31 protein-coding genes are annotated in these 19,731 nt (G+C 39.9%); 1 reads left to right on the top strand and 30 read right to left on the bottom strand.

What is annotated here, in order from left to right:
- Window position 1 precedes the first annotated feature (1 nt).
- The 29 genes from rpsM to rpsL form a co-directional block, all read right to left on the bottom strand.
- A complete protein-coding gene (gene rpsM, locus H628_RS0106500; protein WP_027825732.1) occupies window positions 2-352 on the bottom strand; it encodes a 30S ribosomal protein S13 in 351 nt (116 codons plus the stop codon).
- Between the two features lie 29 nt (window positions 353-381).
- Window positions 382-498: a 50S ribosomal protein L36 gene (rpmJ, locus tag H628_RS0106495; protein ID WP_006585183.1), complete on the bottom strand. Its 117-nt coding sequence runs from the start codon at window positions 496-498 to the stop codon at window positions 382-384.
- Between the two features lie 14 nt (window positions 499-512).
- Window positions 513-734 carry a translation initiation factor IF-1 gene (infA, locus tag H628_RS0106490; protein WP_006585184.1) on the bottom strand — a complete coding sequence of 74 codons (222 nt, stop codon included), beginning with the start codon at window positions 732-734 and terminating at the stop codon, window positions 513-515.
- A 69-nt stretch (window positions 735-803) separates the two neighbouring features.
- The gene (locus H628_RS0106485) at window positions 804-1,457 is read right to left on the bottom strand and encodes an adenylate kinase (RefSeq protein ID WP_027825731.1); all 654 of its coding nucleotides are present in this window, start codon (window positions 1,455-1,457) and stop codon (window positions 804-806) included.
- A gap of 11 nt (window positions 1,458-1,468) precedes the next feature.
- Window positions 1,469-2,764: a preprotein translocase subunit SecY gene (secY, locus tag H628_RS0106480; protein ID WP_027825730.1), complete on the bottom strand. Its 1,296-nt coding sequence runs from the start codon at window positions 2,762-2,764 to the stop codon at window positions 1,469-1,471.
- On the bottom strand, window positions 2,764-3,204 hold the full coding sequence (gene rplO, locus H628_RS0106475; RefSeq protein WP_027825729.1) for a 50S ribosomal protein L15: 441 nt from the start codon (window positions 3,202-3,204) through the stop codon (window positions 2,764-2,766). The genes secY and rplO overlap by 1 nt, the downstream gene beginning before the upstream one ends.
- A gap of 22 nt (window positions 3,205-3,226) precedes the next feature.
- The gene (rpmD, locus tag H628_RS0106470; protein WP_006585187.1) at window positions 3,227-3,412 is read right to left on the bottom strand and encodes a 50S ribosomal protein L30; all 186 of its coding nucleotides are present in this window, start codon (window positions 3,410-3,412) and stop codon (window positions 3,227-3,229) included.
- Window positions 3,413-3,422: 10 nt separating this feature from the next.
- A complete protein-coding gene (rpsE, locus tag H628_RS0106465; protein WP_006585188.1) occupies window positions 3,423-3,938 on the bottom strand; it encodes a 30S ribosomal protein S5 in 516 nt (171 codons plus the stop codon).
- A 16-nt stretch (window positions 3,939-3,954) separates the two neighbouring features.
- On the bottom strand, window positions 3,955-4,314 hold the full coding sequence (gene rplR / locus H628_RS0106460; RefSeq protein WP_027825728.1) for a 50S ribosomal protein L18: 360 nt from the start codon (window positions 4,312-4,314) through the stop codon (window positions 3,955-3,957).
- A gap of 22 nt (window positions 4,315-4,336) precedes the next feature.
- Window positions 4,337-4,867, bottom strand: coding sequence for a 50S ribosomal protein L6 (gene rplF / locus H628_RS0106455; protein ID WP_027825727.1), 531 nt, complete (start codon window positions 4,865-4,867; stop codon window positions 4,337-4,339).
- 24 nt (window positions 4,868-4,891) lie between these two features.
- A complete protein-coding gene (gene rpsH, locus H628_RS0106450) occupies window positions 4,892-5,290 on the bottom strand; it encodes a 30S ribosomal protein S8 (protein WP_027825726.1) in 399 nt (132 codons plus the stop codon).
- Window positions 5,291-5,313: 23 nt separating this feature from the next.
- Window positions 5,314-5,499: a type Z 30S ribosomal protein S14 gene (locus tag H628_RS0106445; protein ID WP_027825725.1), complete on the bottom strand. Its 186-nt coding sequence runs from the start codon at window positions 5,497-5,499 to the stop codon at window positions 5,314-5,316.
- 15 nt (window positions 5,500-5,514) lie between these two features.
- Window positions 5,515-6,057, bottom strand: a complete 543-nt coding sequence (rplE, locus tag H628_RS0106440) for a 50S ribosomal protein L5 (RefSeq protein ID WP_027825724.1) — start codon at window positions 6,055-6,057, stop codon at window positions 5,515-5,517.
- Between the two features lie 14 nt (window positions 6,058-6,071).
- Window positions 6,072-6,386, bottom strand: coding sequence for a 50S ribosomal protein L24 (gene rplX, locus H628_RS0106435; RefSeq protein ID WP_027825723.1), 315 nt, complete (start codon window positions 6,384-6,386; stop codon window positions 6,072-6,074).
- A 21-nt stretch (window positions 6,387-6,407) separates the two neighbouring features.
- Complete coding sequence (gene rplN, locus H628_RS0106430; RefSeq protein ID WP_027825722.1) at window positions 6,408-6,776, bottom strand: 50S ribosomal protein L14; 369 nt, start codon at window positions 6,774-6,776, stop codon at window positions 6,408-6,410.
- Window positions 6,777-6,808: 32 nt separating this feature from the next.
- Window positions 6,809-7,075: a 30S ribosomal protein S17 gene (rpsQ, locus tag H628_RS0106425; protein ID WP_034538431.1), complete on the bottom strand. Its 267-nt coding sequence runs from the start codon at window positions 7,073-7,075 to the stop codon at window positions 6,809-6,811.
- 22 nt (window positions 7,076-7,097) lie between these two features.
- The gene (gene rpmC / locus H628_RS0106420) at window positions 7,098-7,295 is read right to left on the bottom strand and encodes a 50S ribosomal protein L29 (protein WP_027825720.1); all 198 of its coding nucleotides are present in this window, start codon (window positions 7,293-7,295) and stop codon (window positions 7,098-7,100) included.
- Complete coding sequence (gene rplP, locus H628_RS0106415; protein WP_027825719.1) at window positions 7,285-7,725, bottom strand: 50S ribosomal protein L16; 441 nt, start codon at window positions 7,723-7,725, stop codon at window positions 7,285-7,287. The genes rpmC and rplP overlap by 11 nt, the downstream gene beginning before the upstream one ends.
- Window positions 7,725-8,399 (bottom strand): 30S ribosomal protein S3, encoded by a 675-nt coding sequence (gene rpsC / locus H628_RS0106410; protein WP_027825718.1) that lies wholly within the window; start codon window positions 8,397-8,399, stop codon window positions 7,725-7,727. The genes rplP and rpsC overlap by 1 nt, the downstream gene beginning before the upstream one ends.
- Before the next feature lie 13 nt (window positions 8,400-8,412).
- Window positions 8,413-8,766, bottom strand: coding sequence for a 50S ribosomal protein L22 (gene rplV / locus H628_RS0106405; protein ID WP_027825717.1), 354 nt, complete (start codon window positions 8,764-8,766; stop codon window positions 8,413-8,415).
- 22 nt (window positions 8,767-8,788) lie between these two features.
- Complete coding sequence (gene rpsS, locus H628_RS0106400) at window positions 8,789-9,067, bottom strand: 30S ribosomal protein S19 (RefSeq protein ID WP_027825716.1); 279 nt, start codon at window positions 9,065-9,067, stop codon at window positions 8,789-8,791.
- A gap of 21 nt (window positions 9,068-9,088) precedes the next feature.
- Window positions 9,089-9,925 carry a 50S ribosomal protein L2 gene (rplB, locus tag H628_RS0106395; RefSeq protein ID WP_027825715.1) on the bottom strand — a complete coding sequence of 279 codons (837 nt, stop codon included), beginning with the start codon at window positions 9,923-9,925 and terminating at the stop codon, window positions 9,089-9,091.
- Between the two features lie 16 nt (window positions 9,926-9,941).
- Window positions 9,942-10,238: a 50S ribosomal protein L23 gene (gene rplW, locus H628_RS0106390; RefSeq protein WP_027825714.1), complete on the bottom strand. Its 297-nt coding sequence runs from the start codon at window positions 10,236-10,238 to the stop codon at window positions 9,942-9,944.
- Window positions 10,238-10,855: a 50S ribosomal protein L4 gene (gene rplD, locus H628_RS0106385; RefSeq protein ID WP_027825713.1), complete on the bottom strand. Its 618-nt coding sequence runs from the start codon at window positions 10,853-10,855 to the stop codon at window positions 10,238-10,240. The genes rplW and rplD overlap by 1 nt, the downstream gene beginning before the upstream one ends.
- Window positions 10,856-10,869: 14 nt before the next feature.
- Window positions 10,870-11,499, bottom strand: coding sequence for a 50S ribosomal protein L3 (gene rplC, locus H628_RS0106380; protein WP_027825712.1), 630 nt, complete (start codon window positions 11,497-11,499; stop codon window positions 10,870-10,872).
- Between the two features lie 27 nt (window positions 11,500-11,526).
- Window positions 11,527-11,835, bottom strand: coding sequence for a 30S ribosomal protein S10 (rpsJ, locus tag H628_RS0106375; protein ID WP_006585205.1), 309 nt, complete (start codon window positions 11,833-11,835; stop codon window positions 11,527-11,529).
- Between the two features lie 313 nt (window positions 11,836-12,148).
- On the bottom strand, window positions 12,149-14,242 hold the full coding sequence (gene fusA / locus H628_RS0106370) for an elongation factor G (RefSeq protein ID WP_027825711.1): 2,094 nt from the start codon (window positions 14,240-14,242) through the stop codon (window positions 12,149-12,151).
- Between the two features lie 38 nt (window positions 14,243-14,280).
- Window positions 14,281-14,751, bottom strand: a complete 471-nt coding sequence (gene rpsG / locus H628_RS0106365) for a 30S ribosomal protein S7 (RefSeq protein ID WP_027825710.1) — start codon at window positions 14,749-14,751, stop codon at window positions 14,281-14,283.
- A 14-nt stretch (window positions 14,752-14,765) separates the two neighbouring features.
- Window positions 14,766-15,173, bottom strand: a complete 408-nt coding sequence (rpsL, locus tag H628_RS0106360; RefSeq protein WP_027825709.1) for a 30S ribosomal protein S12 — start codon at window positions 15,171-15,173, stop codon at window positions 14,766-14,768.
- Window positions 15,174-15,336: 163 nt separating this feature from the next.
- Here rpsL and H628_RS0106355 point away from each other — a divergent pair, with 163 nt between their 5' ends.
- On the top strand, window positions 15,337-16,035 hold the full coding sequence (locus H628_RS0106355) for a prepilin peptidase (protein ID WP_051237981.1): 699 nt from the start codon (window positions 15,337-15,339) through the stop codon (window positions 16,033-16,035).
- A gap of 46 nt (window positions 16,036-16,081) precedes the next feature.
- Here the strand turns inward: H628_RS0106355 and rpoC are convergent, their stop codons facing one another.
- Window positions 16,082-19,729 (bottom strand): DNA-directed RNA polymerase subunit beta', encoded by a 3,648-nt coding sequence (rpoC, locus tag H628_RS0106350; protein WP_027825707.1) that lies wholly within the window; start codon window positions 19,727-19,729, stop codon window positions 16,082-16,084.
- Window positions 19,730-19,731 lie beyond the last annotated feature (2 nt).

Here is a 19,731-nt window from a genome sequence, read left to right as displayed (position 1 = left end):
ATTAACGGCTTCTCTTTGAGCCTTTACGAGTACGTGCATTGTTCTTAGTATTTTGACCACGAACAGGAAGGCTACGACGGTGACGAACACCTCTGTATGAACCAATATCAACTAAACGCTTAATGTTCATACTAATTTCACGACGTAAATCACCTTCAACACGGTACTTATCAACTTCTGCACGAAGCTTTTCTTGGTCTTCTGGAGTTAAATCCTTTGAACGAATATCTTCAGAAACGCCAGCAGCTGCACAAATTTCGTGAGCAGTTGGTTCACCAATACCGTAAATATATGTCAATGCGACTACGATTCTTTTATCTCTTGGTAAGTCAACACCAGCAATACGTGCCATAAATTGCACCTCCTATATCTTAAATCTTATTAACCTTGACGTTGCTTGTGCTTTGGATTTGCAGGGCAAATAACCATCACACGACCATTTCTCTTAATAACTTTGCAATGTTCGCACATTGGCTTAACAGATGGTCTAACTTTCATGTTTACCTCCGTTATTACTTGATAAATCTATACGTAATTCTACCTTTAGTTAAATCATATGGTGATAATTCAACCGTTACTTTATCTCCAGGTAAAATACGAATATAGTGCATTCTGATTTTACCTGATACATGAGCTAAAATAGTAGCTCCATTTTCTAGTTCAACTTTAAACATAGCATTAGGTAAGGTATCAACTACCTTACCTTCTACTTCAATGACATCATCTTTTGCCAAAGCTTTTCCTCCGGAATCAAATAGTCATACTTGGAAATTATAGCATGGAATGCAAATAAATAAAAACTCTTAATTCTTGCTTAGAATTGCGTCAGTGTCTTCGAAGACCTTTTCAGGTGATTGTTCGCCATTTACAACAGAGAGTATACCCTTTTGTTGGTAAAAATCACGAAGAGGTGCATTCATCTTTTCATTAACTTGAAGACGATTCTTTACAACTTCTGGCTTATCGTCTTCTCTTTGATAAAATTCATGACTACCACAGCGATCACAAGTACCCTCAACTTTAGGTTTCTTAGAGAACTTGTTATAAGTTGCTCCACATGATTTACACATAAAGCGAGCTGATAATCTATCTACCAAAACACCTTCATCAACGTCTAAAGCAATAACGTTAGTCAAAGGTTTCTTAAGACGCTTAGTGATATCTTCAAGCATTTCAGCTTGAGCAGTTGTACGTGGAAAACCATCTAAGATAAATCCATTATTAGTATCAGATTGTGACAAACGCTCTTCTACTAACTTTGCGGTAACTTCATCAGGAACAAGGTTACCTTTATCAATGTAGCTTTTGGCTTCCAATCCAACTGGGGTTTTATTTGCCATAGCTTCTCTAAACATATCTCCAGTAGAGATATGCGCCAAGCTATATTTATCAACGATACGTTCAGAAACTGTACCTTTACCAGCACCTGGTAATCCTAAAAGAATTAAGTTAATCATCTATATTACACCTATCTAATAAATCCTACGTATTCACGCTTCATTAGTAATCCATTAATTTGTCTTGATAATTCCAAAACCACACCAATCACAATTAAAAGACTAGTTCCACCAAGACCAATTGAACTTGGAAGACCCCAGATATTAGTTGCTAATTGTGGAATTAAGGCTACCAAACCAAGGTAAAATGAACCAACTGTGGAAAGCTTGATTAATAATTTAGAAACAAAATCTTGTGTGTCTTTACCAGGCCATACGCTTGGAATATAAGCACCTTGCTTTTGCAAGTTTTCAGATAGCTTTTCTGGATTAACTTGGACAAAAGCGTAGAAGAATGTAAACAATACAATCAATAATGTATAAATGATTGCGCCAGGCGTAGTCTGAAGACTAAAGATTTGTGTTAAGACTTGGTACCATTGTTGATCACCTTGGCTATTTTGAAATGCCATCAAAATAGTAGATGGAGTGATAATAAAGGAACTAGCAAAAATAACAGGAATAACTCCAGATACATTTACTTTTAGTGGTAAGAAACTTTCAGAACCACTGACTGCTGCACGTCGAGTGTATTGTATTGGCAAACGACGAACAGCTTGTTCAACCCAAGTAACTACTTTTGTAATTACTAAAATTGCAACAATAATTGCAATGAAGAACAGAATACCTTTCCAGCGATCACTACTACTTGCGTTGGTAACATCTTCTTTGAAGATTTGCGCAATACCATTTGGCAGTCTGGCAATAATACCTGCAAAAATTATTACAGATACCCCATTACCCAGTCCTTTATCAGTAATTTCATCACCCAACCAAGTTAGGAGCATCGTACCGGCCGTCATAATAATACCGATTTCGATATAAGTCTGTGGAGTCATTGTCTTAACCAATTTCATTTGTGTTAAGGCATTGAAACCAAGTGTAATACCAATACTTTGAACAAAGGCAACTGCTAATGCAAGATAACGGGTAACTTGATTAGTTTTACGACGGCCTACCTCACCTTGCTTTCCCCATTCAACCAATTTGGGAACAATATCCATTTGGAGAAGTTGAATAACAATTTGAGCAGTAATATATGGTGAAACACCAAGAGAAAAGATTGAATAGTTATCCAATCCACCACCACTCACAGTATCAAGCATTGGAATTAATCCAGTATTTGCAATTTGATTAATCGCTTTTGCGTTAACACCTGGAACTGCGATATTCGCACCAATCCGGTACAACAGCAGAATAAAGAGAGTAAAGAAAATTTTATTTCTAATTTCTTTATCCTTAAAGGCGTTCTTCAAGGTCGAGAACATTAAATCACCTCAACTGATCCACCAGCGGCTTTAACTGCTTCTTCGGCAGCCTTTGAAACTTTGTTTACCTTTACAGTAACTTTAACTTTCAATTCACCGTTAGCAAGTAACTTAACACCTGATAATTCTTTCTTTACCAAGCCATTTGCCTTAAGGTCAGCGATGGTTACTTCGCTACCATTTTCAAACTTGTTTAAATCATCCAAGTTGATGATTGCGTATTCTTTACGGTTAATGTTCTTGAAACCACGCTTAGGCATAGTTCTGAATAATGGCATTTGACCACCTTCAAAACCGGGACGAGTATGTCCACCTTGACGTGCCAATTGACCCTTTTGACCACGACCAGAGGTTTTACCAAAACCACTAGAAGTACCACGGCCAACACGCTTTCTTGAACGACGAGAACCTTCAGCAGGTTTTAATTCATGAAGCTTCATTAATTCGGCACCTCCTTAAATCTTACTTGTTAACTTCTTCTACTGAAATTAAGTGGGCAATTTTCATTAATGCGCCACGAGTAGCAGCGTTGTCTGGAAGGACAACAGAGCTATTAATTCTACCAAGACCAAGAGCCTTAACAACTTTACGTTGGTTAGGTAGACGGTGGGCAGCACTTCTAATTAAAGTAATCTTTAAATCAGTCATCTAGTCTCTCCTAATCTTGTAAGCTCTTTGCTGATTCACGAAGCTTTAAAACGTCTTCACGAGTCTTAAGCTTCTTCAAGCCATCGATAGTTGCTCTTACAACGTTGATTGGAGTGTTAGAGCCAAGTGACTTAGAAGTAATATCAGCAATACCAGCCATATCCATAACAATACGTACGGCACCACCAGCTGCAACACCGGAACCAGCTTCGGCAGGCTTAAGTAAAATGTTACCTGAACCAAAGTGACCGATTACTTCGTGAGGAATGGTAGTACCAACAGTTGGTACAGAAATCATATTCTTCTTACCTGCTTCAACAGCTTTGCGGATTGCTTCTGGAACTTCTTGAGCTTTACCAGTACCAAAGCCAACATGGCCCTTCTTGTCGCCGACAACAACAAGTGCTGCAAATCTCATTCTACGACCACCCTTAACAACCTTGGTGATTCTGTTTACAGCAACTAATTGATCTTCAATTTCGTCTTTAGGTCTGCGATCTTTACGAGAATCGTTGCGGTTTGCCATTAGTTAAATCTCCTTCCTAGAATTCTAATCCGTTTTCACGAGCTGCATCAGCTAAGGCTTGAATACGTCCGTGGTATAAGTAACCACTTCTATCAAACACAACAGTTGAAATGTTGTTCTTCTTAGCAGCTTCAGCGATTGCTTTACCTACAGCTTGTGCTTGTTCAAGCTTAGTACCTTCAGCAGATACTGACTTGTCTAAAGTTGAGGCACTTGCTAGCGTTACACCCGCTACGTCATCAATAATTTGAGCGTAGATGTTTTTGTTAGAACGGAAAATACTCAAGCGTGGGCGCTCAGCAGTACCAGAAATTTTACCACGAATACGCTTGTGACGCTTTAAGCGCAATTTATTTTTATCTGGTTTAGAAATCACAATTTCACCTCAAAAATTTCTATTACTTACCTGTCTTACCTTCCTTACGACGAACGTATTCATCAACATAACGAATACCTTTGCCCTTGTAAGGTTCTGGTGGACGAACTGCACGTACTTCTGCTGCAAATTGGCCAACAACTTGCTTAGAAATACCTTCGATTTCAATATCAACTGCTGAAGGAGTCTTAACAGTAATACCTTCAGGAGTTTCAAATTCTACTGGGTGTGAGTAACCAACGTTCAAAACAAGCTTGTTGCCTTGAGCTTGTGCACGGTAACCAACACCGATAAGCTTTAAACTCTTCTTGTAACCATCAACAACACCTTCGATCATTGAAGCAAGGTTTGCTCTTGAAGTACCGTGAAGAGCTTTGTCGTTTTCACTAGAACGAGAAACAGTGATTTCTCCGTCTTTTTGTTCAAAACTAATCTTTGAACTAAATTCTCTAGTTAATTCACCTTTTGGTCCCTTTACAGTAATGGTGTTACCTTCCTTGGTAACAGTGACACTGTCAGGAACGTTAATAACTTTAAAACCAATACGGCTCATTAGTTGTTCTCCTTTCTGTCAGAATTACCAAACGTAGGCAAGAACTTCGCCACCAACATTCTTTTCTCTAGCTTCTTTATCGGTAATAACACCAGCAGAAGTTGAGACAATGGCGATACCAAGACCGTTTAATACCTTAGGTAAGTTTTCGGCACCAACGTAGTTTCTCAAACCTGGCTTAGAAATTCTCTTTAAGCCTGAGATAACGCGTTCACCGTTTGGACCGTACTTCAAGAAAATCTTGATCATACCTTGTTTGTTGTCATCAGTTACTTCGTAATCACGGATGAAACCTTCTTGCTTCAAGATTTCTGAAAGTGACTTTTTCATCGTAGATGCTGGAATTTCAACTGAATCATGCTTTGCCATGTTAGCGTTTCTGATTCTAGTTAAGAAATCAGCAATCGGATCAGTCATGACCATTATGCTTTCCTCCTTACTCTATATTACCAACTAGCCTTTTTAAGACCAGGAATTTGACCTTTGTGAGCTAAGTCCTTTAAGCAGATACGGCATAAGCCGAACTTACGATATACTGAGTGTGGACGACCACATCTTTCACAGCGTGTGTATTCACGACTTGAGAACTTAGCAGGACGATGATTTTTAACTTTTAATGATGTTTTAGCCATTAATGTCCTCCAAAACTATTTTGCAAATGGGAATCCAAAGTGTTGCAAAAGTTCACGTGCTTCTTCATCAGTTTGTGCAGTAGTTACGATAACTACATCCAAACCACGAGTACGGTTAACCTTGTCAAAGTCGATTTCTGGGAAGATCAATTGTTCCTTAATACCTAAAGTGTAGTTACCACGACCATCAAATGAACGGGTAGAAACACCACGGAAGTCACGAACACGTGGAAGAGAAACGTTGATTAACTTGTCTAAGAAATCGTACATTCTGTCACCACGAAGAGTAACCTTAGCACCGATTGACATACCTTCACGTAAACGGAAGTTAGCGATTGACTTCTTAGCCTTAGTAATTAAAGGCTTTTGACCTGAAATCAAAGTCAATTCTTCAACAGCTTCATCCAAGTTCTTAGCGTTTGATACTGCATCACCAACACCCATGTTTAAAACGATCTTGTCAACCTTAGGAATTTGCATTGATGATTTGTAGTTAAACTTTTCAGCTAATGCTGGTGCAATTTCTTCCTTGTATTGTACAGCTAAATGATTTGCCATTAAGATCCTCCTCTCTACTTCTTGTCAATTGCCTTACCGCTAACTTTAGCGATACGAACTTTCTTACCATCAACAACTTCATGACCAATTCTAGTTGGCTTGCCTGATTCAGGATCAACAAGCATAACGTTTGATGCGTGAATTGAACCTTCAGTTTCAACAACACCACCATTGGCATTAGTTTGAGATGGCTTTTCGTGCTTCTTAATCATGTTGAGACCCTTAACAACAACACGGTTGTTCTTACGATCTACCTTGATTACAGTACCTTCTTTGCCTTTTTCCTTACCGGCGATAACCTTTACTTTGTCACCTGTTTTAACAAACATCAGTGCACCTCCCTAAAAATTTTATAATACTTCAGGAGCAAGAGAGACGATCTTCATAAAGTCGTGCTCACGTAGTTCACGGGCAACGGGCCCAAAGATACGAGTTCCACGAGGGCTCTTGTCGGCATTAATTACGACAGCAGCATTTTCGTCAAACTTGATGTATGAACCATCTTCGCGACGTGCACCTGATTTTGTTCTTACGACTACAGCCTTGACAACGTCACCTTTTTTGACAACGCCACCTGGTGTTGCTTGCTTAACAGCACAAACAACAATATCACCAATATTACCGGTCTTACGCTTTGATCCACCTAAAACACGGATAACAAGAAGTTCTCTGGCACCAGAGTTGTCAGCAACCTTTAAACGGCTTTCGTTTTGAATCACTATGTAATCCTCCCCTCACTTATATCCGCAAACTAAACGCGTCTCTTGACAATTTTAACTAAACGATAGCGTTTTTGACGTGATAATGGACGGGTTTCCATGATACGTACAGTATCGCCAACTTTAGCTTCGTTATTAACGTCGTGAGCGTAGTACTTCTTTGAGTACTTAAAACGCTTCTTGTATACAGGGTGGTTCTTGTAAGTATCAACAACAACAGTGATGGTCTTGTCCATCTTGTCTGAAACCACGCGACCTTGATAAACGTGACGACGATTTCTTTCGATTGTTTCGCTCAAGTTAATGACTCCCTTCCATTAATTAGTTTTGCTTCAATGCTTCTTCGCTCAGAACAGTCTTAATTCTGGCGATATTCTTACGGACTTGACTCAAGCGGGCAGTGTTTTCTAATTGACCCGTTGCTTGTTGGAAACGCAAGTTAAAAAGTTCTTCTTTGTATTGCTTTTCCTTTTCTAACATTTGATCAGTGGTTAATGATCTGATATCTTTAGCCTTCATTAGATTCGCCACCTACTTCCGTATTCTTTGCAACAAACTTACATTTGATTGGCAACTTAGTAGAAGCAAGTCTCAAAGCTTCACGAGCAACTTCTTCTGAAACGCCACCGATTTCAAACATAATCTTTTCTCTTTTTACTACAGCTACCCAACCTGCTGGTGCACCTTTACCAGAACCCATACGTACACCTACACCTTTAGCAGTGTATGACTTTTGTGGGAAGATTCTGATCCAAACTTTACCTCCACGCTTCATGTAACGAGTCATCGCAACACGAGCTGCTTCGATTTGTCTGTTGGTGATCCAGTGGGATTCAAGAGCCATCAAACCGTATTCGCCAAATGCAACAGTTTTACCACCCTTGGCAGCACCACGCATTTTACCACGGAATTCACGACGGTGTTTTACACGCTTTGGTACTAATGGCATTACTTGTTTCCTCCCTTCGCACGCTTAGAAGCTGGTCTATTCTTACGACCTGGTAAGATTTCACCACGATTAATCCAAACCTTAACACCGATTTGACCATAAGTAGTTAAAGCTTGTACCCATGCGTAGTCAATATCTGCTCTCAAAGTATGAAGAGGAACACTACCTTCAGTGTGCCATTCTCTTCTAGCCATGTCGGCACCATTTAAACGTCCAGCAGTTTGAACTTTAATACCCTTGGCACCTGCACGCATTGCTCTTTGAGTTGCTTGACGAGTAGCACGTCTGAAAGCAATACGAGCTTCCAATTGACGGGCAACACCATCGCCAACCAATTCAGCATCAAGATCAGGCTTCTTAATTTCAACAATGTTAATGTGAACTTGTTTTTCAGTTAATGCATTTAATTGTTTTCTTAATGCTTCAACTTCAGTACCACCTTTACCAATTACCATACCTGGCTTAGCAGTGTGGATTGAAATGTTGATTCTGTTTGCAGCACGTTCGATTTCTACAGTAGAAACTGAAGCATCCTTTAACTTATCAGCGATAAATTTTCTGATGCGTAAGTCTTCGTTCAAAGTTTCTTTGTAGCCTTTGTCAGCAAACCATTTTGCTTCCCAATCGCGGTTAACACCGAGACGGAAACCAATTGGGTTAATCTTTTGACCCATCGATATACCTCCCTTAATCGTTCTTTTCTGAAACTACAACTACTACGTGACTGGTTCTCTTGTTAATTGGAGAAGCCATACCTTTAGCACGAGGGCGGAATCTCTTAAGGGTTGCACCTTCATTGACGTAAGCTTCTGATACGTAGAGGTTAGCACTTTCAAGATCGTAATTGTGTTCTGCGTTAGCAATTGCTGAACGTAAAACTTTTTCAACGATTGGGGAAGCAGCTCTTGGCGTAAATTGCAAAATTGCCAATGCTTCTGCAACGCTCTTACCACGAATTAAGTCAATAACTAAACGCGCTTTTCTAGGAGCGATGCGAACGGTTCTTGCTTCAGCTCTAGCTGAAGTGATTTGTTCTGCCATTTATTATTCTCCTTCCTCTTAACTATTTAGTAGCCTTGTCAGCAGTGTCCTTGTGACCACGGAAAGTTCTAGTAGGAACAAATTCACCTAACTTGTGACCTACCATGTCTTCAGTAACATATACAGGAACATGCTTTCTACCATCGTAAACAGCTATTGTTAAACCAACAAAAGAAGGGAAAATAGTTGAACGACGTGACCAAGTCTTAATAACTTGCTTCTTTTCTGCGTTCTCTTGTGCTGCGACCTTCTTTAATAAGTGTTCATCAGCAAATGGACCTTTTTTAATACTACGGCTCATTAATCATTACCCTCCTTCTAATTATTTGTTGCCCTTACGGTGACGAATAATCATCTTTTCGCTGGCCTTCTTGGTATTTCTAGTCTTAATACCACGAGACTTCTTACCCCATGGAGTCATAGGTTGTGGACGACCAACAGGTGCCTTACCTTCACCACCACCATGTGGGTGATCGTTAGGGTTCATTACAGAACCACGAGATTGTGGACGCTTGCCCAACCAACGACTACGGCCGGCTTTACCTAATTGAATCAATGAGTGTTGTTCGTTACCAACTACACCGATAGTAGCACGGCAAGATGAAAGAATACGACGAACTTCTCCACTTTGTAATCTTACTAAAGTGTAGCGGCCATCAGTACCAAGAACTTGACCTTCAGTACCAGCACTTCTTACTAATTGTCCACCCTTACCTGGCTTTAATTCGATATTATGAATTGAAGTACCAGTAGGAATGTTTGCAAGTGGAAGTGCGTTACCTGGCTTGATGTCTGCATCTACACCAGATTCAACGATATCGCCAACTTTAAGACCCTTAGGTGCCAAGATGTATGCCTTGATACCATCAGTGTAGTGAAGTAAAGCGATGTTTGCAGTTCTGTTTGGATCGTATTCGATTGCCTTAACAATTGCCTTTACATCGTCTTTGTTACGCTTGAAATCGATGATACGGTATTTTTGCTTGTGACCACCACCACGGTGTCTTACAGTAATATGACCATATGAGTTACGACCAGCAGTATGTGATTGTGATTCAAGTAAAGTCCGTTCAGGCTTCTTCTTGGTAATTTCTGCAAAGTCTGAAGAGGTCATATTGCGTCGACCATTAGTGGTTGGCTTGTACTTTCTAATCGCCAATTGACTAACCTCCTAATTATTTATTGTCTTCTTCTGCGAAGATCTTAATATCATTTGAATCGTTAGTTAAAGTAACGATTGCTTTTCTACGACGAGCGGTCTTACCAGTGTAACGACCAACTCTCTTGTCTTTGCCGCGAACATTCATAATGTTAACGCTCTTAACCTTAACATCAAAAATTTCTTCAACAGCGTTACGAACTTGAGTCTTGGTTGCAGTTAAAAGCACATCGAAAGTGTACTTCTTTGCATCCATCAATTCAGTAGACTTTTCAGTAATGACAGGTCTTAAAATGATGTCATGTGCATTCATTATGCCAATACCTCCTCAATTCTCTTAACAGCGTCTTGAGTCAAGATAAGCTTGTCATAGTTAACTGCATCAACAACATTTAAGCCATTAACTGGAACAACTTTAACCTTAGCTAAGTTTCTAGCTGAAAGTTGTACGTTTTCATCGTCAGAAACAACTAAGACCTTGCTGTCTACGTTTAAGTTACCTAAAACAGCCTTGAATTCCTTAGTCTTTGGAGCAGCTAAGTTTAACTTATCTAAAACAATTAAGTCTTGATCTTGCATCTTTTGTGAAAGAACTGACTTGATAGCTAAGCGACGAACTTTACGTGGCAAGCTGTATGCGTATGAACGTGGAGTTGGGCCAAATACTGTACCACCACCGCGCCATTGTGGAGCTCTGATAGAACCTTGACGAGCACGACCAGTACCCTTTTGTCTCCAAGGCTTCTTACCACCACCGCGAACAGCTGATCTATTCTTAGTTGAGTGAGTACCTTGGCGCATACCAGCTCTTTGTCTAATAATAGCGTCAAATACAACGTTTTCGTTAGGTTCAATGCCGAAGACCTTATCATTTAAGGTAACTTCACCAGCATCTTTACCATTTTGATCCATAACTTTTAAAGTAGCCATTTTCGTCCTCCTTCCTACTTGTCAGCCTTAATAGCAGATTTTACAACGATTAATGAGTCCTTTGCACCTGGAACGTTACCCTTAATTAAAAGAACGTTCTTGTCTGCAACAACCTTTTCAATTACTAAGTTTTGAATAGTAACAGTCTTCACACCCATGTGACCTGGTAACTTCTTACCCTTTGGTACACGGTTAATGATTGAACCCATTGAACCAGGGATTCTGTGGTATCTTGAACCGTGAGTTTCAGGTCCTCTAGATTGGCCGTGACGCTTAATGTTACCTTGGTAACCGTGACCTCTAGTAGTACCAGTGACGTCAACTACGTCACCTTCCTTAAATGTATCCACAGTAACTTCTGAGCCGACTTCGTAATCCTTAAGCTCAACACCGCGAATTTCCCGAATGAAGCGCTTAGGTGAAGTCTTTGCTTTATCAGCATGACCTTTTTCCGGTTTGTTGCTCAATACTTCACGCTTGTCTTGGTAACCTAATTGAACTGCTTCGTAACCGTCTGATTCAACAGTCTTAACTTGCATAACAACGTTAGGGGTTGCTTCAACAACAGTTACGGGAACAAGGACACCATTGTCAGTGAAGATTTGAGTCATACCGACTTTTCTTCCTAAGATTCCTTTGGTCATGATTACACCTCCATAAATCTATAAAAATTAAAGTTTGATTTCGATGTCTACACCGCTAGGTAAGTCTAATTTCATTAATGAATCAACAGTCTTAGGTGTTGGATTCAAAATGTCAATTAAACGCTTGTGTGTACGCATTTCGAACTGTTCACGTGAATCCTTGTTCTTGTGTGGTGAACGAAGAACAGTGAATAAAGTTCTTTCAGTTGGAAGAGGTACTGGACCAGAAATTTCTGCACCAGTTCTCTTTGCAGTAGCGACGATCTTAGCAGCAGATTCATCGAGAATACCATGTTCGTAAGACTTAAGTCTAATACGAATTTGTTGACTTGCCATCAAATTACCTCCTTGCGTCTTCTTTAAAAGATGACTAGCTCGGCAAAAATTACCGACCCACCACTGTGGCAATGCAGCCTGGTGTGCCGCAACCTTTTGCGTCAAAGCTACAACAAATATTTGTGCAGAGCGCACTGCGCCCTATAAAATGCACAATGAATAGTATACCGATTATTTGCCTATTTATCAAGGGTTTTGCAAAATTTTTTTGCGAAAAAATATACTTTTTTTCGAGAAAATTTTTTATTTTTAAAAACAAAAAAATAAAAACCACTGCCAAATGGCAATGGTTTTTATCTATATAATCAAGAAATTATTCTGCGTTTCCGCCACGCTTCTTGATAATTTCTTCTTGAATTGACTTAGGTGTTGGTGAGTAGTGGTCAAATACCATAGTGAAAGTACCACGACCTTGAGTTGATGAACGCAAAGTAGTTGCGTAACCAAACATTTCTGAAAGTGGAACCATAGCATTCAATACCTTAGCACCTGAACGATCTTCCATACCGTCCATGTTACCACGACGAGCAGTGATTGAACCCATTACGTCACCTAAGTATTCTTCAGGGGTAATTACTTGAACTTTCATGATAGGTTCAAGAATTACAGCACCGGCCTTAGGAGCAGCGTTCTTCAATGCAAGAGAAGCAGCAACCTTGAAGGCAGCTTCACTTGAGTCGACTTCGTGGTAACTACCATCGTAAAGCTTAGCCTTAACGTCAATTAATGGGTAGCCAGCAAGAACACCGTTCTTCATAGCTTCTTGCAAACCAGCGTCAACTGAAGGAATGAATTCACGAGGAACTACACCACCGACAATAGCGTCTTCAAATTCGTAGCCTTCGCCTTCCTTAGTTGGAGTAAATTCAATCCATACGTCACCGTATTGACCCTTACCACCAGATTGACGAACAAACTTACCTTGTGCCTTAGTTGGCTTAGTGAAGGTTTCACGGTAAGCAACTTGAGGTTCACCAATAGTTGCTTCAACGTGGAATTCACGCTTCATACGTTCAACCATGATATCCAAGTGAAGTTCACCCATACCAGCGATTAAAGTTTGACCAGTTTCAGCGTTAGTTTCAGCCTTGAATGTTGGGTCTTCTTCAGTAAGCTTTTGAAGAGCAACATCAAGCTTGTCACGGTCAGCCTTTGACTTAGGTTCAATAGAAACTTGGATAACTGGGTCTGGAACTTCAAGACTTTCAAGGATAAGTGGGTGGTCAGGATCAGTTAATGAATCACCAGTAGTGGTGTTCTTCAAACCGATGGCACCTGCGATATCACCTGAGAATACTTCAGGAATTTCAGTACGTGAGTTAGCGTGCATTTGAAGCAAACGACCAACACGTTCACGTGAGTTCTTTGAAGCGTTTAATACGTAAGAACCTGATTGAAGTGAACCAGTGTAAACACGGATGAAAGTTAAACGACCAACAAATGGGTCAGTTGCAATCTTAAATGCTAAAGCTGCAAATGGCTTGTTGTCATCAGCAAGAAGTTCAACTTCTTCATCAGTCTTAGGATCGTGGGCAACATAAGGCTTAACATCAAGTGGAGATGGTAAGTAATCTACAACACCATCAAGCATCATTTGAACACCCTTGTTCTTGAATGCTGAACCAGCAAATACTGGGAAGAACTTAAGGTCTAAAGTAGCCTTACGGATAGCAGCCTTTAATTCTTCGTTAGTGATTTCTTCACCACCGAGGTATTTTTCCATGATGTCATCATCAACATCAGCAACTGCTTCAATTAATTCGCCACGACGCTTTTCTGCTTCTGCCTTGTATTCATCAGGAACTGGAACAGTATCCCACTTAGCACCAAGCTTATCTTCGTCGTAAACATCGGCAACCATGTTGATTAAGTCAATAACACCTTCGAATTGATCTTCAGCACCGATTGGCATTTGAACTGCGTGAGCATTTGCATTTAAACGTTCGTGCAAAGTCTTAACACTGAAGTCGAAGTTAGCACCGATTTTATCCATCTTGTTAACAAAAACAATACGAGGAACACCGTAAGTTTCAGCTTGACGCCAAACGTTTTCAGTTTGTGGTTCAACACCAGATTGTGCGTCAAGAACAGTTACGGCACCATCTAAAACACGAAGTGAACGTTCAACTTCGATAGTAAAGTCAACGTGTCCTGGAGTATCGATGATGTTAACGCGGTAGTCTTTCCATTGTGCAGTAGTAGCTGCAGAGGTAATAGTAATACCACGTTCCTTTTCTTCTTCCATCCAGTCCATTTGACTGTCACCTTCGTGGGTTTCACCAATCTTGTGGATCTTACCAGTGTAGTAAAGGATACGTTCAGTAGTGGTAGTCTTACCCGCATCGATGTGGGCCATGATACCAATGTTACGTGTCTTTTCTAAAGGAAATTCGCGCTTATTAGCCATAATAATATATACTCCTTAAAATTACTAAGAACGACAAATTAGAAGCGGTAGTGTGCAAATGCACGGTTAGCTTCTGCCATACGGTGAACATCTTCACGCTTCTTAACTGCTGAACCAGTGTTGTTTGAAGCATCGATAATTTCGTTAGCTAAACGTTCATCCATAGTGTGTTCATTACGTAAACGAGCGTATGATACTAACCATCTTAAACCTAAAGTAGTTCTTCTTTCTGGACGAACTTCTACAGGGATTTGGTAGTTTGAACCACCGATACGGCGAGCTCTAACTTCAAGAACAGGCATAACGTTGTTCATTGCTTCTTCAAAGACTTCAAGTGGTTCCTTACCAGTCTTGTCTTTAACGATTTCAAAGGCATCGTAAAGGATAGAAGATGCCTTTGCCTTCTTACCATCAACCATTAAGTGGTTAACTAACTTGGTAACAAGCTTTGAGTTGTAAATTGGGTCTGCTAAAACAGTTCTTTTAGCTACGTGTCCTTTTCTAGGCATTATTTAACTCCTCCTTAACCTTTCTTTGCACCGTACTTAGAACGACCTTGCTTTCTGCCGTCAACACCAGCAGTATCAAGGGCACCACGAACAATATGGTAACGAACACCAGGAAGGTCCTTTACACGACCACCACGAATTAAAACAACTGAGTGTTCTTGCAAGTTGTGGCCTTCACCTGGAATGTAAGCAGTAACTTCGATTAAGTTTGATAAACGTACACGAGCGTACTTACGTAAAGCTGAGTTAGGCTTCTTAGGTGTCATAGTACCTACACGAGTAGCAACACCACGCATTTGAGGAGCAGGATTAAATACTTGTTCCTTCTTCATGCTGTTGTATCCAAAGTTTAAAGCTGGTGATTTTGATTTAGTCGTCTTTGAGTGACGGCCTTTTCTAACCAATTGATTTATGGTTGGCATTAATTTTTCCTCCTAATTGTTCACACATCCGGGAGTTTCTTTTTTCCCGTGTGATAATATTTCAAAAATACACAATTGCTATTTTACTCTGTTTTTTAAATAAATCAAGATTTTCAAAAATCTTTTTCAATTTTTGGTGTATTTAGTTATGAGGTGAATGATTATGACTATTTTTAATTTGGAAACTTTCTATTTAATAACTAATTTTTTTATTGGAACTTGTATTGCTTCTTTTGCTTGTGTACTAGCTGAAAATGGGATTAACCTGACAGCACGAAGTAAGTGCAATCATTGTCATCAGACCCTTCGTGTTCTAGACTTAATTCCCTTGGTTTCTTTTATATTTTTAAAGGGTTATTGCCATTATTGTCATAAAAAAATCCCAAGAGAACTTTTTTATTTTGAATTAGCTGGTGGCTTTTACTTTTTGAAAATTGACTATAGTAACTTTTTCTCTTATTTCGAACTTGTTTTTTTATTTTTCTTCTTTTTAATTGCTATTTTAGATTTGCATCATCAAGAATTTTTGACTGCTCTTTTAATAGTTCCTGCTATTATTAGTGCTACGACTTTTCTTCTAAACCTAAAGAGTTTGACTTTATTAGACAGCATTAGTTTATTAATTATGTTCTCAGCAATGAGTATCTTGGTCTATCTCGAAAAAATGGGCTTAGGAGATTTACTAATTTATGTTTTAATCGCGTGCTTTTATGGTCAAACTTATGCTAATCTTGCATTTTTAATTTCTTCTCTTCTAGTACTAGTTTATTTCGGACTAAATCGAAAAATTAATTTTTCCAAGACTAGCTTACCCTTCATTCCATTTGTCATCGCTAGTCTAATTGTAGTTCAGCTTATTTAACTATGAAAAAAAGGGACGACTCACAACGAGTCGTCCCTTTTTAATTTTACTTGTTATCTTTTTCTTGTTCTGCCATTTGACGTTCAATATCAGCAATTGAGTACACAGCTTGAGGTTTTTCAACATCTGCTGCTGGTTCCATTGAACGGTAAACTGGCATACCAGTACCGGCTGGAATAATTTTACCAATAATAACGTTTTCTTTAAGACCAAGAAGTGGATCATTCTTGCTTCTGATTGAGGCATCAGTAAGAACACGTGTAGTTTCTTGGAATGAAGCAGCTGATAAGAAACTGTTAGTTTCAAGAGCGGCCTTAGTAATACCCAAGATTACACTTTGTGCAGTTGCTGGAATACCACCTGAAATGATAACTTCCTTATTTCTGTCCTTAAATTCACCGATATCCATCAATTCACCTGGCAAGATGTCAGTTTCACCTGGATCAAGTACACGAACCTTTTGAAGCATTTGACGAGCCATTACTTCGACGTGCTTGTCGGCAATTTCTACCCCTTGCATTCTGTAGGCCTTTTGGATTTCGCTTAAGATGTACTTTTCAGTAGTTAAAGCGTCACGAACTCTAATCAATTCCTTAGGATCGATAGAACCAAGAGTTAACTTGTCACCACGAACCACACTATCGCCTTCGCCAACAGCAACACTTGCAGTATAAGGAACTGAGTAAGTTCTAGTATCAGTTTTACCTTCAACAGTAATTTCTCTAGTATGTTCTGCTGGATTTTCTTCAATTGCAGTAACTACACCAGTAACTTCTGAGATGGTAGCACGCCCCTTAGGGTTACGTGCTTCAAACAATTCTTGCACACGAGGAAGACCTTGAGTAATATCTTCAGCACCGGCAACACCACCATTGTGGAAGTTACGCATAGTAAGCTGAGTACCAGGTTCACCAATTGATTGTGCGGCAACAGTACCAACTGCTTCACCAACTTCAACTTCTTCACCAGTAGCCAAGTTCATACCGTAACACTTTTGACATACACCGTGTTGAGTGTTGCAAGTAAATACGGAACGAATTGTAACTTCAGTTACGCCACGGTCAACAATCTTTTGTGCTAAGTCTTCATCCATCAAAACGCCCTTGTCAGCAAGAACTTCATGGGTTTCTGGATCAAAGACACTTCTTGCAGTGTAACGACCAACTAAACGATCGAATAATGGCTCGATCATTTCGTCGCCTTCCTTGATTGCATGAACAGTAATGCCACGATCAGTACCACAGTCAGCTTCACGAATAATAACGTCTTGAGCAACATCAACCAAACGACGAGTAAGGTAACCAGAGTTAGCAGTCTTCAAGGCAGTATCAGTCATACCTTTACGAGCACCGTGAGTTGACATGAACATTTCCAAAACAGTCAAACCTTCACGGAAGTTTGAAGTAACAGGGATTTCCATCATCCCACCGTTAGGAGCGGCCATCAAACCACGCATACCAGCAAGCTGGGTAAAGTTTGAGATGTTACCACGGGCACCAGAGTCTGCCATGACTGAAATAGGGTTACGTGGATCGAAGATACCAGCCACTTCGTTTTGAACTTCATCCTTACATGCATTCCAAATGCTGATTACACGATCGTGACGTTCTTGTTCGGTAATCAAACCACGTCTAAATTGCTTAGAAACCACATCAACCTTCTTGTGGGCCTTGGCTACGATATCGTCCTTGTCTCTAACCATAGGGATATCAGACATACCGATAGTTAAACCAGAAGTAGTACATGCAGTGTAACCAAGTTCTTTCATGTCATCCAAGAAATCAGAAGTTCTTTGAACCTTGTATTCCTTGTAAATGGCTGCAATAGCATCTGACAAGAAGCCCTTCTTAAATGGTGTACCTAAATCCATGTTATCTAATTTTTCATGGATGTCTTCACCTGGCTTCAAGAAGTACTTAACATCTAATGGATGAGTTAAGTTTTCTTGAGTTGGATCATTTACATAGAAGAAGTCCTTAGGGAAGATTTGGTTGAAAATCATCTTACCATAAGTAGTTACAAAGACCCCATGTTCATAACCCTTTGGCCAAGTCTTTTCAGGCATTGAATCAGCAGCTAAACCAATTCTAGTGTGGAAGTGAATGTCACCATTTGCATATGCCATAATTGCTTCTGCTGGTGAATTGAAGATCATACCTTCGCCTTCACGGCCACGTTCTGCTTGAGTTAACCAATAGTTACCCAAAACGATATCCTGTCCAGGAGTTACGATTGGCTTACCATCCTTAGGTGCCAAGATGTGGTGAGCTGCAAGCATCAAAAGTCTTGATTCAGCAACAGCTTCATCTGAAAGTGGAACGTGGATGGCCATCTGGTCACCATCGAAGTCAGCATTGTAGGCTTCACAAGCAAGTGGGTGAAGTCTAATTGACTTACCAGGTACTAGAACTGGTTCGAAGGCTTGAATACCCAAACGGTGCAAGGTAGGTGCACGGTTCAAAAGAACTGGGCGTTCTTTAATTACGTATTCAAGAATGTCCCAGATATCATCATCTTCACGGTCAATCTTACGCTTAGCATTTCTAATGTTAGTTGCTACGCCACGCTTAACAAGTTCATGCATTACAAATGGCTTGAATAATTCAAGAGCCATTGGACGTGGCACACCACATTGGTAGAACTTCAATTTTGGTGAAACATCGATAACTGAACGACCAGAGTAGTCAACACGCTTACCAAGCAAGTTTTGACGGAAACGACCTTGCTTACCCTTAAGCATGTGTGAAAGTGACTTAAGTGGACGGTTACCAGGACCAACAACTGGGCGACCACGACGACCATTATCAATTAATGCATCAACAGCTTCTTGAAGCATTCTCTTTTCGTTTTGCACGATGATGTTTGGTGCATGTAAATCAAGCAAACGCTTCAAACGGTTATTTCTGTTAATTACACGACGGTATAAATCATTAAGGTCAGAAGTTGCAAAACGACCACCTTCAAGTTGAACCATAGGACGTAAATCTGGTGGAATAACTGGAACAGTATCCATTACCATCCATTCAGGCTTATTGCCTGAATCTTTAAAGGCATTTAAGATATCCAAACGACGAATAGCTCTAGTTCTCTTTTGACCAGTAGCAGTTTGTAATTCACTCTTTAAAGCCTTTACTTCTTTTTCAAGGTCAACTTTTTGCAATAATTCCTTAACTGCTTCAGCACCCATCTTGGCTTCAAAACGGTTACCGAATTTTGCTTTTTGTTCACGATATTCTGCTTCAGTTAAAAGTTGTTTTGGTTCTAAGTCTGTATCACCAGCATCAATTACGATGTAGGCAGCAAAGTAGATTACTTCTTCAAGCGCTCTTGGAGAAACATCCAAAACTAAACCCATTCTTGAAGGAATACCCTTAAAGTACCAAATGTGAGTTACAGGGGCCGCTAACTCAATGTGCCCCATCCGTTCTCTTCTAACCTTTGAAGAGGTTACTTCAACACCACAGCGGTCACAGACGATACCGCGGTAACGAATACCCTTGTACTTACCACAGGCACAAGCCCAATCTTTAGAAGGGCCAAAAATTCTTTCATCAAACAAACCGTCTTTTTCAGGCTTCAAAGTACGGTAGTTAATTGTTTCAGGTTTCTTAACTTCACCGTATGACCAAGATCTAATCTTGTTTGGAGAAGCAAGACCAATTTGCATACTTTCAAACTTATTTACGTCAATCAAAG

Source organism: Lactobacillus psittaci DSM 15354 (assembly GCF_000425905.1).
GTDB classification, from domain to species: domain Bacteria; phylum Bacillota; class Bacilli; order Lactobacillales; family Lactobacillaceae; genus Lactobacillus; species Lactobacillus psittaci.
This window is presented reverse-complemented; position numbering and strand designations above follow the sequence as displayed.